Origin of the sequence: Pseudomonas sp. SJZ103, assembly GCF_007828335.1 — a bacterium.
GTDB lineage: Bacteria > Pseudomonadota > Gammaproteobacteria > Pseudomonadales > Pseudomonadaceae > Aquipseudomonas.
On the sequence record NZ_VIUN01000020.1, the window covers coordinates 47,781 to 61,278 of the forward strand.

Annotated in this window: 12 protein-coding genes; all 12 read left to right on the forward strand. The window is 58.7% G+C overall.

Annotated features, from left to right (window positions below; translation table 11 throughout):
• Positions 1-1,155 (forward strand): acyl-CoA dehydrogenase family protein, encoded by a 1,155-nt coding sequence (locus tag FBY10_RS28805; RefSeq protein WP_145338572.1) that lies wholly within the window; start codon positions 1-3, stop codon positions 1,153-1,155.
• 20 nt (positions 1,156-1,175) lie between these two features.
• Positions 1,176-2,339, forward strand: a complete 1,164-nt coding sequence (locus tag FBY10_RS28810; protein WP_145338573.1) for an acyl-CoA dehydrogenase family protein — start codon at positions 1,176-1,178, stop codon at positions 2,337-2,339.
• Positions 2,340-2,351: 12 nt separating this feature from the next.
• Positions 2,352-3,176 (forward strand): enoyl-CoA hydratase, encoded by an 825-nt coding sequence (locus FBY10_RS28815; RefSeq protein WP_145338574.1) that lies wholly within the window; start codon positions 2,352-2,354, stop codon positions 3,174-3,176.
• A 92-nt stretch (positions 3,177-3,268) separates the two neighbouring features.
• Complete coding sequence (locus tag FBY10_RS28820; RefSeq protein ID WP_218571054.1) at positions 3,269-4,186, forward strand: SDR family NAD(P)-dependent oxidoreductase; 918 nt, start codon at positions 3,269-3,271, stop codon at positions 4,184-4,186.
• Between the two features lie 48 nt (positions 4,187-4,234).
• Complete coding sequence (locus tag FBY10_RS28825) at positions 4,235-5,104, forward strand: MaoC/PaaZ C-terminal domain-containing protein (protein ID WP_145338575.1); 870 nt, start codon at positions 4,235-4,237, stop codon at positions 5,102-5,104.
• Between the two features lie 9 nt (positions 5,105-5,113).
• Positions 5,114-6,310: an acyl-CoA dehydrogenase family protein gene (locus FBY10_RS28830; RefSeq protein ID WP_145338576.1), complete on the forward strand. Its 1,197-nt coding sequence runs from the start codon at positions 5,114-5,116 to the stop codon at positions 6,308-6,310.
• A 79-nt stretch (positions 6,311-6,389) separates the two neighbouring features.
• Positions 6,390-7,520: an acyl-CoA dehydrogenase family protein gene (locus FBY10_RS28835; RefSeq protein WP_145338577.1), complete on the forward strand. Its 1,131-nt coding sequence runs from the start codon at positions 6,390-6,392 to the stop codon at positions 7,518-7,520.
• Between the two features lies 1 nt (position 7,521).
• On the forward strand, positions 7,522-8,388 hold the full coding sequence (locus FBY10_RS28840) for an alpha/beta fold hydrolase (RefSeq protein WP_145338578.1): 867 nt from the start codon (positions 7,522-7,524) through the stop codon (positions 8,386-8,388).
• A gap of 501 nt (positions 8,389-8,889) precedes the next feature.
• The gene (locus FBY10_RS28845) at positions 8,890-9,900 is read left to right on the forward strand and encodes an alpha/beta hydrolase (protein WP_145338579.1); all 1,011 of its coding nucleotides are present in this window, start codon (positions 8,890-8,892) and stop codon (positions 9,898-9,900) included.
• A gap of 82 nt (positions 9,901-9,982) precedes the next feature.
• The gene (locus FBY10_RS28850) at positions 9,983-10,732 is read left to right on the forward strand and encodes an electron transfer flavoprotein subunit beta/FixA family protein (protein ID WP_145338580.1); all 750 of its coding nucleotides are present in this window, start codon (positions 9,983-9,985) and stop codon (positions 10,730-10,732) included.
• A 1-nt stretch (position 10,733) separates the two neighbouring features.
• Positions 10,734-11,663, forward strand: a complete 930-nt coding sequence (locus tag FBY10_RS28855; protein ID WP_145338581.1) for an electron transfer flavoprotein subunit alpha/FixB family protein — start codon at positions 10,734-10,736, stop codon at positions 11,661-11,663.
• Positions 11,664-11,819: 156 nt separating this feature from the next.
• A complete protein-coding gene (locus tag FBY10_RS28860; protein WP_145338582.1) occupies positions 11,820-13,361 on the forward strand; it encodes a class I adenylate-forming enzyme family protein in 1,542 nt (513 codons plus the stop codon).
• Positions 13,362-13,498 lie beyond the last annotated feature (137 nt).

Genomic DNA, 13,498 nt, shown 5'->3' on the forward strand with positions numbered 1-13,498 from the left:
ATGAATTTCGATCTTAACGAAGAACAACGCATGCTCAAAGACGCGGTCGAGCGTCTGGTGGCCGATCAATACAGCTTTGATCAGAGGGGGCGTTACCTGGTGCAGCCAGACGGCTGGAGCCGGCGATTGTGGGCGCAGTTTGCCGAACTGGGGCTGCTCGGGTTGCCGTTTTCGGAAGAGGACGGCGGCTTCGACGGTGGATCGGTGGAGACCATGATTGTGATGGAGGCCATGGGGCACTCCCTGCTGCTTGAGCCTTACCTGGCGACGGTGGTGCTGGCGGGTGGGCTGCTACGCGCATCGGCCAGCCCCGCACAACGTGCAGATTTGCTGCCGGGGTTGATCGGCGGAGAACTGCTGCTAGCCTTTGCCCACAGTGAAGACCAGTCCCGCTATGACCTGGCTGACGTGGCGACCACCGCCCGGCAAGACGGCGATGAGTGGATTCTCGATGGCGCCAAGCGCTTCGTGCTGCATGGCGACTGCGCCGACAAGCTGCTGGTCTCGGCCCGTGTCAGCGGTGACCGACGTGAGCGTGACGGCATCGCTTTATTTGTGGTCGATGCGCAGGCCGAAGGCGTTTCACGTCGTGGCTACAGGATGCAGGACCAACTGCGCGCTGCCGACATCCGTTTGTCCCAGGTCAGGGTCGGCCCGGCGGCCCTGTTGGGTGAAGCCGGCAAGGCCCTTGAATCAATCGAGCAGACGGTCGATGCCGCCATTGCGGCGCTGTGCGCTGAAGCCGTGGGTGCTATGGAACAAGCGCAGACGATGACTGTGGAGTACCTCAAAGTGCGCAAACAGTTTGGGGTGGCCATCGGCTCTTTCCAGAGTCTGCAGCACAAGGCGGTAGACATGCTGGTGATGACCGAGCAGGCCCGCAGCATGGCGCTTTACGCCAGCATGATGAGCAATGACCCGGATCCTCTGGAACGCCGCCGGGCGATCTGCGCCGCCAAAGTGCAAATCGGTCGTTCGGCACGTTTCGTCTCGCAAACAGCCGTGCAGTTGCATGGCGGCATCGGTGTCACCGAAGAGTGTCAGGTCGGCCACTACATGCGTCGCCTGTCGATGCTCGAATTCATGTTCGGTGATACCGACCATCACTTGGCGCAGTTGGCCCGCGATGGCGGCCTGATCGCAGAGAACGCCTGATTTTTCCGGAGAAGAACACGATGAAACACGCCAACAACGATCCGTACCGTGACCTGCGCGACTCCTTGCGCGATCTGTGTGCCGAATACCCGAACGAGTACTGGCGCAAGATCGACCATGAACGGTCTTACCCGGAAGCCTTTGTCGATGCGTTGACCCATGCCGGCTGGATGGCCGCGCTGATCCCCGAACAGTACGGTGGCTCGGGTCTGGGACTCACCGAAGCGTCGGTGATCATGGAAGAGATCAATCGCAATGGCGGCAACTCTGGGTTCTGTCACGGCCAGATGTACAACATGAATACCCTGCTGCGTAATGGCTCAGAAGCACAAAAGCAGCTGTACCTGCCGAAAATCGCCAGTGGTGAACTGCGCTTGCAGTCCATGGCGGTCACCGAGCCTTCGACGGGTACCGACACCACCAAAATGAAAACCATGGCCGTCAAAAAAGACGGTCGTTACGTGGTCAACGGGCAGAAGGTCTGGATCTCGCGGGTACAGCATTCGGACCTGATGATTCTGCTGGCGCGTACCACGCCGCTGGCTGATGTAAAGAAAAAGTCCGAGGGCTTGTCGTGCTTTTTGGTCGACCTGCACAGCGCCATTGGCAACGGCCTGACCGTGCAGCCGATTCCGAACATGGTCAACCACGAGACCAACGAGCTGTTTTTCGACAACCTGGAGATTCCGGAAGAAAACCTGATCGGCGAAGAGGGCATGGGGTTCAAGTACATCCTCGATGGCCTGAATGCGGAACGTGCATTGATTGCTGCTGAGTGCATCGGTGATGGTTACTGGTTCGTTGATCGCGCCACTCAGTATGCCAATGACCGCATCGTGTTCGACCGGCCGATCGGCAAGAACCAGGGCATTCAATTTCCGATTGCTGAAGCTTATATGGACATCCGGGCCGCTGACCTGATGCGGTACCAGGCCTGCTCGTTGTTTGACAGCCACCAACCGTGCGGCGCCGAAGCCAACATGGCCAAGCACCTTGCGGCGACCTCGTCCTGGAAGGCCGCCAATGCCTGTCTGCAAACCCATGGCGGCTTTGGTTTCGCGTGTGAATATGACGTCGAGCGCAAGTTCAGAGAGACGCGTCTGTATCAGGTTGCGCCCATCTCCACCAACTTGATCCTTTCCTACGTGGCCGAGCACATTCTCGGGCTGCCACGTTCTTTCTGACAGGAGTCACCCATGAGCGTTGAAGCTCCTCGCTATGAAACGATTCTGTATGAGGTCAAGGATCGCATTGCGACCATTACCCTCAACCGACCCGATCAGCTCAACACCTGGAACGACGCGGTCGCTACCGACGTCTACGACGCGATGCAAAAGGCCGGCGCGGACAAAGGCGTGCGGGTCATCGTCTTCACCGGCGCGGGCAAGGCCTTCTGTGCCGGCGGCGACATCAACAGTTTTGGCGGCGATCCGAACCGCTTGATGACCAAGCTGCCGCGCCCGTTCGACATGCGCCAGCGTCCGGATTGGCAGACGCGCTGTTCCTATTACCCGGCCATTCCGAAGCCGGTGATTGCCATGCTCAATGGCGCTACGGTCGGAATCGGGCTGATTCACGCGCTGTTCTGTGACATCCGGTTTGTGGCCGAGGACGCCACCATCACCACCGCATTCGCTCGTCGCGGGTTGACGGCTGAATATGGCATGGCGTGGATTCTTGAGCGCCACGTCGGCCATGCCCATGCCCTGGACCTGTTGTTGTCGGGCCGCAAGATCAAAGGTCGTGAGGCCGAGCGCATGGGGATGGTCAACCGGGCTATCCCGGCAGATCGGTTGGTTGAAGAGACTTACGCCTATGCCCGGGATCTGGTTGAAAACTGTTCTCCACGTTCAATGCGAGTGATGAAGCAGCAACTCTGGGAAGTGCCATTCCAGACCTGTCATGAAGCGGTGATGAGCGCCGGGTTGGACATGCCGATTGCCAATCAGGGCCCCGACTACAAAGAAGGCATCGCCAGTTTCATGGAAAAACGCAAACCCGAATTCCCGGACGACCTGTAAGCATCACCCGTGGGCTACAGGCCAGACGAAAGCTATCGATAGCGTGGCGGGAACTGCTCCCGGCGCTCAAATAATGACTAGAGGACGCAGACATGAGTGCAATGCTGGAAGGTAAGGTTGTAGTCGTCAGTGGCGCCGGCAACGGCATCGGTCGTGCCATCGCCCTGGAAATGGCGGCTGAAGGCGCCCGTGTGGTGGTGAATGATCTCGGTTCTTCAGTACACGGCGAGGGCCAGGATGCAGGACCTGCGCAGCAAGTGGTCAACGAGATCAAAGCGCTGGGGGGCGATGCCGTAGCCAGTACCGACAGCGTCGCGGGCTGGGATTCTGCGCACCGTATCGTGCAGACCGCCATGGACACCTTTGGGCGTATTGATGTGGTGGTTAACAATGCCGGCATTCTGCGTGACCGGATGTTCCACAAGATGGACGAGCAAGAATGGCTGGCAGTGCTTAACGTCCATCTCAACGGTTCGTTTTTCCTGGCGCGGGCTGCCGCACCGCACTTTCGCCAGCAAAACGGCGGCTCTTACATTCACATGACCTCCAACACCGGCCTGGTGGGTAACGTCGGCCAGGTCAATTATGCGGCCGCCAAGCTGGGTATCGTGGGCATGTCCAAGGCGATAGCGCTGGACATGGCGGCTTTTGGCGTACGTTCCAACTGCATCTCGCCGGCCGCCTGGAGCCGCATGATCGGCGCGGTCCCCACCGACACCCCGGAGAAAAAGCTGCAAGCCGAACGCATGGAAAAAATGATGCACCCCTCCAAGCAGGCACCCTTGGCGGTGTTCCTGGCGAGCGATGCGGCCAAGGATGTTTCGGGTCAGATTTTCTATGTGCGCTCCAACGAAATCATGCTGGTCAGCCAGCCACGGGTGGTTCGCTCAGTACACCGCGACGCCGGCTGGACCGCGCAATCGGTCGCCGAACACGCCATTCCGGCGTTGCGCGCCAGTTTCCTGCCGTTGCAACAGACTCATGAAGTCTACAGCTGGGACCCGATCTGAACCGTCGGTCAACCCATCACTGCGCCTGGAAACCCTGAGGACCCGAACATGCTGAACTACGACAAAGTCAAACACTGGCCCATAGAAGACGTCACCCAGACCTGGACTGAGCGCGACAGCATCATTTACGCATTGGGCCTGGGCGTGGGTGGCGACCCTATGGATGCCAACCAGTTGCGGTTCACCTACGAAAAAGATCTGCAAGCTGTGCCGACCCTGGCGGCAGCAATTGCTTGGCCAAAATCGTGGATGCGCAATCCTGAGACCGGAATCGACTACCTCAAACTGGTTCACGGTGAGCAAGACACCTGCTTGTTCAAACCGATGCCAGCCAGTGGCACTGTGACCAGCCGTACCCGGGTCAGCCGGATCTGCGACAAGGGTGTTGGTAAGGGCGCGATTGTAGAGCTGCTGCGCGACATCATCGATACCGAAAGCGGTGAACGGATTGCCGAAACCCGGCAGATCTCGTTTCTACGTGGCGACGGTGGTTTCAGTGAAGTGTCAGGCGTGTCCGACGAGCCGCCTGTGGGCTTACCGGGTGTGCCTGAGCGCGCACCGGATGCAGAGTTCGAATTGGCTTCGCCGGCCCAGGCGGCCTTGATCTATCGTTTGTCGGGGGATTCCAATCCGCTGCACGCGGACCCGCAGATCGCGGCCAAAGCCGGTTTCAGCAAACCGATCCTGCACGGCCTGGCGACTTATGGCATGGCGGCGTTCGCGGCGATCAGTTGCCTCGCGGGGGGCGATGCCAGTCGACTCAAGCGTGTCGCTGCGCGGTTTACCGCACCGGTCTATCCCGGCGAGACCCTGCGCTTTCAGTTCTGGAAAGGTGACAACGGTCAATGGCACCTGCGTGCGCGGATCGAGGCGCGTGACGTTGTAGTGCTCAATAACGGCCTGATCGTACTGATTTGAGATAAGCCTATGAACCTAAGTGAAAGCGCAGAAGACAAAGCCTTCCGTCAGCACGTGCGTGAATTCGTTGCCACCCAACTTCCGGCTGACATCCGCGACCGTGTGCTCAATTTCAAGCATCCGGTGCGCGAAGACTACGTTCGTTGGCAGCGCATTCTTGCGGCCCAGGGCTGGGGCGCGCCAGCGTGGCCACAGTCCTTCGGGGGTGCCGGCTGGAACTCAGCCCAGCGCAATATATTCGACGAGGAATGTTTCTGTGCCGGCGCGCCCAGACAAATGCCGTTCGGGCTATCGATGGTCGCGCCGGTGCTGCAGAAGTTTGGCACCACGGCTCAGCAAGAGCGCTTTCTGCCGCGCATTCTCAGCATGGAGGACTGGTGGTGTCAGGGCTATTCGGAACCCGGAGCCGGTTCGGACCTGTCGTCACTGAGCTGCCGGGCCGAACGCGAGGGTGACTTTTATCGCGTCACTGGTCAAAAAATCTGGACTTCGTTTGCCCAATGGGCCAATTGGATTTTTTGTCTGGTGCGTACCGATGCGTCGGGACGCCAGCAGGAAGGTATTTCGTTTCTATTGATCGAAATGAACACCCCCGGCATCCAGGTGCGCCCGATCAAGACCCTGGACGGCGGCCATGATGTCAACGAAGTGTTCTTCGATAACGTCAAGGTCCCGGTCGAGAATCTGGTGGGCGAAGAACACCGAGGCTGGAATATCGCCAAGTATTTGCTGGGGCATGAACGAACCAACATTGCCGGACTGGGTAACTGCAAGCGCTTCATGCGGCGCTTGAAGGAAATTGCCGCCAGCGTCGGCAAACACGGAAAACCACTGATCGAAGATGCGCGCTTTCGCGACAAAGTCGTGCGTATAGAAATGGAGTTACTGGCCCATGAGTGGTCTCTACTGCGGTTGATCGACCAAGAGCAAAAGCAACAAAGCACGGGCATCGAAGCGTCACTGCTGAAGGTGCGCGGATCGGAAATCCAGCAGACCCTGACCGAGCTCATCATGGAATGTGCCGGCCCTTACGCTGTGCCGTTCACCAGCGAGGCAATGGAGGCCGATGCGCAGGTCGACACGGCCAATGGCGAGTTGCTCAACGCCTTGGCGGCGCACTACCTCGATTGGCGCAAGATTTCGATCTATGGCGGCTCCAACGAGGTGCAGAAGAACATTATCGCCAAGTTGACGCTTGGTCTCTGACTGTCGACGGATCGGCCCATTCACGTGCGCGACGCTGGGGCGACGAGCCGGTGGATGGGTTGGCCATGAGGGTACTGCCATGGATTTTTCGCTGAACGAAGAACAAAGAATGCTGACCGACCTGGTCAACCGCTTCATTGAGCGCGAGTACGCATTTGAAAACCGCCGCAAGCTGGCGCAGACCGCACAAGGTTGGTCGACGGAAAACTGGGCCGCTCTGGCCGACACCGGGTTGTTGGCGTTGAACGTTGCCGAAGTTTATGGAGGGCTGGCGGCCGGCCCGGCAGAAACCATGATGGTCATGGAGGCGTTTGGCCGGGGGTTGTTGCTTGAGCCGTATCTGCCCACCGCCGTGGTCGGTGCAGCGCTGATCGGTAAATCGGCCACTGACGCACTCAAGAGCGATTTGCTGGGCGAATTGGCGGCCGGCTCGTTGCGCGTAGCGCTGGCGGCGCTGGAGCCACAGGCTCGTTTCGATTTGGATGATGTGTTGACCGACGCCAAGCGTTCGAATAATGGATATGTGCTCAACGGGCAAAAAGCCGTGGTGGCCCACGGTGATTCAGCCGATTGGCTCATCGTTTCTGCGCGCACCTCTGGCCGGCAGCGCGACCAGCAGGGTATCAGTCTGTTCCTGGTGCCCGCCACGGCCGCCGGTGTTGAAATCAAAGGCTTTTCCGGGCTCGATGGTCAACGTGTCGCCGAGATCAGACTGATCGATGTTCATGTCAACGCTGAAGCCTTGCTGGGCCGTGTTGATCTGGGGTTCGACGACCTGGATTGGGCGGTTGATCGTGGTCTCTTTGCCCTGTGTGCCGAGGCTGTGGGCTGCATGGCCAGACTCACCGAGCTGACCGTCGACTACCTGCAGACCCGCAAGCAGTTTGGCAAGGCGATTGGCAGCTTTCAGTCACTTCAGCACCGCCTTGCCGACATGCTGGGCTGTGTCGAACAGTCCCGCTCAATCACCCTGTATGCGGCGTCCTGCCTAGACGGGCCGGCCGTAGAACGGTGCAAGGCGGTGTCGGCTGCCAAAGCCTTGATCGGGCGGGCAGGTCGCCTCATCGGGCAACAGGCGGTGCAATTGCACGGAGGGATGGGCATGACCGATGAACTGGCGGTGGGTTGGTATTTCAAGCGACTGACCTGCATCGACATGACCTGGGGAGACGCTGATCACCATGTCGAACGCTACAGTGAACTGCTGTGATATGACGACCTTCAATGAGCAAACACCGGCCTGGTTCGACCAGGCTATCGGGTGTCCCGCACGCTCTCATTTCGCTACGAGCGAGGGCGTCGCGGTGCATTACCTGGCCTGGAACGAAGAGGAGCGGCACAAACCGGCGTTGCTGTTCGCCCATGGCTACCGTGGACATGCGCACTGGTGGGACTTTATCGCGCCGTTTTTTCGCGAAAACTATCGGGTGTTTGCCCTGGACTTCAGCGGCATGGGCGACAGCGCCTGGCGGACGCAGTACAGCGCTGAAGTGTTCGTCGAAGACTTACGAGCGGTGATCGAACACGCCGACATGGGCACCGCTACCCTGGTGGGCCACAGCTACGGCGGTACCCGTGTACTTCGGGCGTGTTCGGTCTGCCCCGAGTTGATTCATCGCGCCGTGGTGGTCGACAGCTATGTCGCGTTTATCGACACCGACACACCACCTGTGCAGCGTCAATACGGCGGCAATGTCTATCCGGATGCCGCCACCGCAATGCAGCGCTTTCGTCTGATGCCTGAGCAGCCGGCCCATCAATGGGCGCGTGAATACATCGCACGGCATTCGTTGCGTGAGACCGAACAGGGATGGACCTGGAAGTTCGATCCCGACCTGCCGTTTGCACTATTTGAACGCGACGGTGAGTCTGTCTTGCAACAGATCACGGTGCCGCTGGATTTTGTCTGTGGTGAGCTTAGCCAGGTGGTCAGTAGCGCCCGTGCGGAACGTATTGGCGCAGTCCTGGCGAGACTGCCCAATGCCAGAGGACCGGTAGTCATGCCGCAGGGGCATCACCATTTGATGCTGGATCAGCCATTGGGCTTGATCAGTACTTTAAGGGCGTTGTTGTCCTAAGGGGAATCCCGGCGCTGGATATCGCTGGGCAGTCGAATACTCGCTCGCAGCAATGGCTGCGAGCGAGCACAGATGAGCCCAGATGCCAGCCGACGCCTCAACGCAGCGAGGCAAAGCTCACGGAGGGTGTCACGCACTGAAGGGGATTCATCTTGCAATTATTGATTGCCGCCTGAGGATTCGCGATGCGAATTTCATTCACTGCGGCAGCGAACACCATGATCGAAAGTAACAAAACAGACGTGCTTATTATTGTTTTCATGTCTTTACCTGCCTGTTAGCAGTGTCTTGGAAAGTCCAGCACCTGTTCCAACCGCAACCTGCGCTGGTGTCGATAAGGCCTCGAACGCACTCATCCTCCCACACTATTCAGTTATTGTGAACGGTGTTTACAAATATAAATCGCATGCCGTAAGTTCCTCACAGGGGAGTGCCGACGTATGGCGCGAGTCTACGTGCTCTCCCCATCCTTGATGCTCACAACAAAAACGAGAGTGATCTATGAGTGCTTTCTCTATCAGCAAACGCTTGGACATGCACGTCGATGTCAGTGCGGTGATTCCCCTGCCAGGCCCGCATCGGGTGGCGATGACGGTGTATTTGCCGGATGTCGACCGCTTGACCCAGCCGCCGGTCGCTATCTTCGCCTCGCCGGGTGGCGGCTACACGCGTCACTATTACGACATGTCATTTGCCGGCCACGCAGGCTACAGCGAAGCCGAATATCACTGCGCGCAGGGGCTGATTTTCATTGCCTACGATCATCTGGGTGTTGGCGACAGCTCCACGGAGCACCTCGGCGCCTATACCGTCGAGCACCTGGCTGCGGCGAATGACAGCGCGGTGCGTCAAGTGATCGAGCTATTGCGCAGCGGCACGTTGACCGAGGGCTACGCCGCGTTGCCAATGCTGCGCAAGGTGGGTATCGGTCAATCGATGGGCGGCTGCATCACGCTGATCATGCAAGGGCGGCACGCGACCTTTGATGCGGTGGCGGCGTTGGGCTACAGCGCATTGCATACGGTATTGCCACAGCGTAATCCCGAGGATGTAAAGCGCGGTATCGACGCCCATAACCAAGGACGCGAGGCTGCTCCAGCCGAGCTGTCTGTGCAGCAATCAAGCCTGCAAATCGTGGATTTCGTCTATCCCTTTCACTGGGAAGACGTTCCTCAGGACATCCTTGAGGCTGATATGGCGGGGGGCTACCCCATCCGACTCACGGCCCCTGCGTTTGGCAGCTTGACCGTTCCGCCCTGCGCGGTGGCGATGATGTCTGAAGGATTTATTCGTGAAGAGGCGAACCTGATCACGGTCCCCGTGCTGATGGCCATGGGGGAGCGAGATGTCAGTCAGCATCCGCAATTGGAGCCCAGTGCGTTTGCCCAGGCCCGCGACGTGTCGGTGTTTGTCGTACCCTCGATGGCGCATATGCATAACTTCGCCTCAAGCCGACTCACCCTATGGGCCAGGATCAACCGCTGGGCCATGATGGTCATCACTGACGTGTGAGCGGAACGCTTTCAGGATTGACAGATAACCTGAGCGGAGTTCAGTATACTGAACATCATTCAGGTTATCGGGCAGGTCCGTTATGAAAGTGCTGGTCGCCGTCAAGAGGGTTATCGATTACAACGCCAAACCGCGCGTCAAACCTGATGGCTCGGGTGTTGATCTGAGCAACGTAAAAATGTCAATGAACCCTTTCGATGAAATTGCCGTGGAAGAAGCGGTCGCGCTCAAGGAAGCCGGTATCGCCAGCGAAGTGGTGCTGGTCTCCATCGGCACCCAGGCTTGTCAGGACGTGCTGCGGACCGGTTTGGCCCTGGGAGCGGACCGGGCGATTCTGGTGCAAACCGACATTCAGGTGCAGCCACTGGGCGTCGCCAAGGCGCTGAAGGCGATCTGTGAACGTGAGCAGCCAAGTCTGTTGATTCTTGGCAAGCAGGCCATCGACGATGACGCCTGCCAGACCGGCCAGGCGGTCGCCGCGCTGTTGGGCTGGCCACAAGCGACATTTGCTTCAAACGTCGAGCTGTCGGCAGACACTGTCGTGGTTACCCGAGAGGTGGATGGCGGTTTGGAGACCCGGGCGTTGTCCCTGCCTTCGGTCATCACCACGGACCTGCGCCTCAACACCCCGCGTTATGCCTCACTGCCCAACATCATGAAAGCCAAGAAAAAGCCGCTTGAAACCCTCAGTGCGACAGAGCTTTCAGTGGATCTCGCACCTCGTCTTAAAACAGTCAGCGTGCGTGAGCCAATGGCGCGCGAAGGCGGGGTGCTGGTCGCTGATGTGAAGGCGCTGATTGATAAACTTCGTTTGGAAGCAAAGGTGATTTGATATGGCTGTCCTGGTAATTGCGGAACACGACAACCGTTCGCTCAAGAGCGCGACGTTCAATACGGTGACAGCGGCCTTGCAGATGGGCAGCGACGTACACGTGCTGGTCGCCGGACACCAATGTTCAGGCCCAGCCAAAGAGGCTGCGGGCATCGTCGGTGTGAGTCGCGTGTTGCACGCCGATGGTATCGAGCACGCCTATGCACAGGCGGAAAACCTTGCGACCCAGGTGCTTGAGCGCGCGCGTGACTACAGTCACATCGTCACGGCGGCCAGCGCGGTAGGCAAAAGCTTTATGCCGCGTGTCGCGGCTCTGCTCGATAGCTCCCAGGTGTCGGATGTAATGGCGGTCGTGGCGAGCGACACCTTCGTTCAACCGATTTATGCCGGTAACGCCCTGGCCACTGTCCAGACCTGCGACCCGATCACCGTGGTGACCATTCGCACCACGGGGTTTGATCCCGCCTTGACGGGTGGGCAGGCCGTTATCGAAGAAATTCCGGTGGTGGCGACCTTTGCGTTGTCGCGTTTTATCAGTCAGCAACTGACCCGCTCGGATCGCCCGGACCTGACGGCTGCTTCTATCGTAGTTTCCGGTGGTCGCGGTATGGGCAGCGCGGACAATTTCAAACTCCTGGAAAACCTGGCCGACAACTTGGGAGGCGCGGTCGGTGCCTCGCGCGCGGCCGTGGACGCAGGTTTCATGCCCAACGACTATCAGGTTGGGCAGACCGGCAAGATCGTGGCCCCTGAACTTTATATTGCTGTGGGTATTTCAGGCGCCATTCAGCATCTGGCGGGTATGAAGGATTCCAAGGTCATCGTTGCTATCAACAAAGACCCTGACGCACCCATTTTTCAGGTCGCGGATTACGGGCTGGTGGCGGATTTGTTCGAGGCAGTACCCGAACTGGCCGAAGCACTCGGTTAGTTTCAAACGCTTGTGCCTGGAAAGCGGCTGCGGTGTGTTGCCAAACGCCGATGGTATAGCAGACTCTTGACTCATAACTATAAAAGGCAGGTTTCCTATGTTTGCCAACGTGCGTGACCTGAGGGTGAAACGGATGCTCATGTTGGGGGAGCTATTTTGAAGACGCTTGCAGAACTGCTGGAGCGCAACGCTCGCCTGTTTCCCGAGCAGGAAGCCGTGGTGTATCAGGATCGTCGTATCGCCTATGGCCAGTTGCTGGAGCGCGCTTTGCGCCTGGCGTCGAGCCTGCATCGCATGGGCATGCGGCATCAGGATCGCGTGGCGGTCCTGGCGATGAACTGTAACGAGTATTTTGATGTGTTTGCCGCCTGCCAGATGACCGGGTTTATTTGTGCCACGGTCAACTTTCGACTGGCGGCCCCAGAGCTGCAGTACATCCTGAGCGACAGCGCACCGTCGGTGTTGATCTTCGAAGCGCAGTACGCTGAATTGGTTAATTCGTTGCGCCCCGGTTTGCCCGCCATTGAGCACTACCTGTGCATCGGCGAATGCCCTACCTGGGCACAACCCTACGAGCTGAGCCTGGCCACGGGGGATCCGGCGGGTCCAGGGCTGCGCGCGCTGCCGGAGGATATCGTCCATCTGATATACACCAGCGGCACCACGGGCCGGCCCAAAGGCGCGGCACGTTCGCAACAGGGCGACCTTGCGCTGGCTCAGAACCAGTCCGCAACCATGGATATCCGCACCAACGGCCGCATGCTGGTGATGATGCCCATGTTTCACGCCGGTGGTATCTCGATGATGCTGTCGGAGTTCTGGCATGCCGGCTGTGTGGTCCTGCATCGCAAGTTCGAGCCCGAGGAAGTGCTGCGTACCATCGAGCGCGAGCGTATCGAAACAGTCCATATGGCGCCCACCATCGTTCAGCAAGTTCTCGACTTGCCGAACATCGGTGATTTCGACCTGTCGAGTCTGGAAACCATCCTCTACGCCGCAGCCCCCATGCCGGTGGCTGTGCTCAAGCGTGGCGTCGAGCTGCTCGGACAAATATTCGTCAACTCCTGGGGCATGACCGAAACCAGCGGGACCGTGTTGCCGCGCCATCTGCACAAGCTCGAAGGCAGTGCCGAAGAGGTGCGTCGCCTGGGCTCGATCGGCCAGGCCATGACCTATTGCGACATCCGCGTGGTTGATGAGCAGGACCAGGACTGCGCCTGCGGTACGCCGGGTGAAATTTGGATCCGTTCGCCTGCCAACATGGCGTATTACTGGAACAACAGCGTAGCCACCATCGAGACGTTGCGTGACGGTTGGCTGCGCACCGGTGATATGGCGTGGATAGATGAAGCTGGCTTCCTGTTCCTGGTGGATCGCAAGAAAGACATGATTATTTCCGGTGGCGAGAACATCTACTGCCAGGAGGTTGAGCAGGCCCTGATGCATCATCCTGGCGTGGCCGACGTCGCGGTCATTGGTGTCGCCCATGAGAAATGGGGAGAGGCGGTGAAGGCGGTGGCTGTACGCACCCCCGGCATGTCTGTCACCGAAGCTGAATTGATCGAGTTCTGTACCACCCGTATCGCCCGTTACAAGAAGCCTGCGAGTGTCGACTGGGTAGACGAACTGCCGAGGCTGCCGAGTGGAAAGGTGAATAAGGTGGTTCTGCGCGAGCGCTATCGCACGGCGTCCAGCTGAGGGTACCAAGCCAGGCGAATGCGCCAATGATTAGCTAGCGAAGTACATTGACACCCATTTACTTGCCGTTTATATTTTTGAACATCGTTCATTAAAGGTGTCTGCACAGTTCGATGTGGTTCAAATAGATAGTCCTG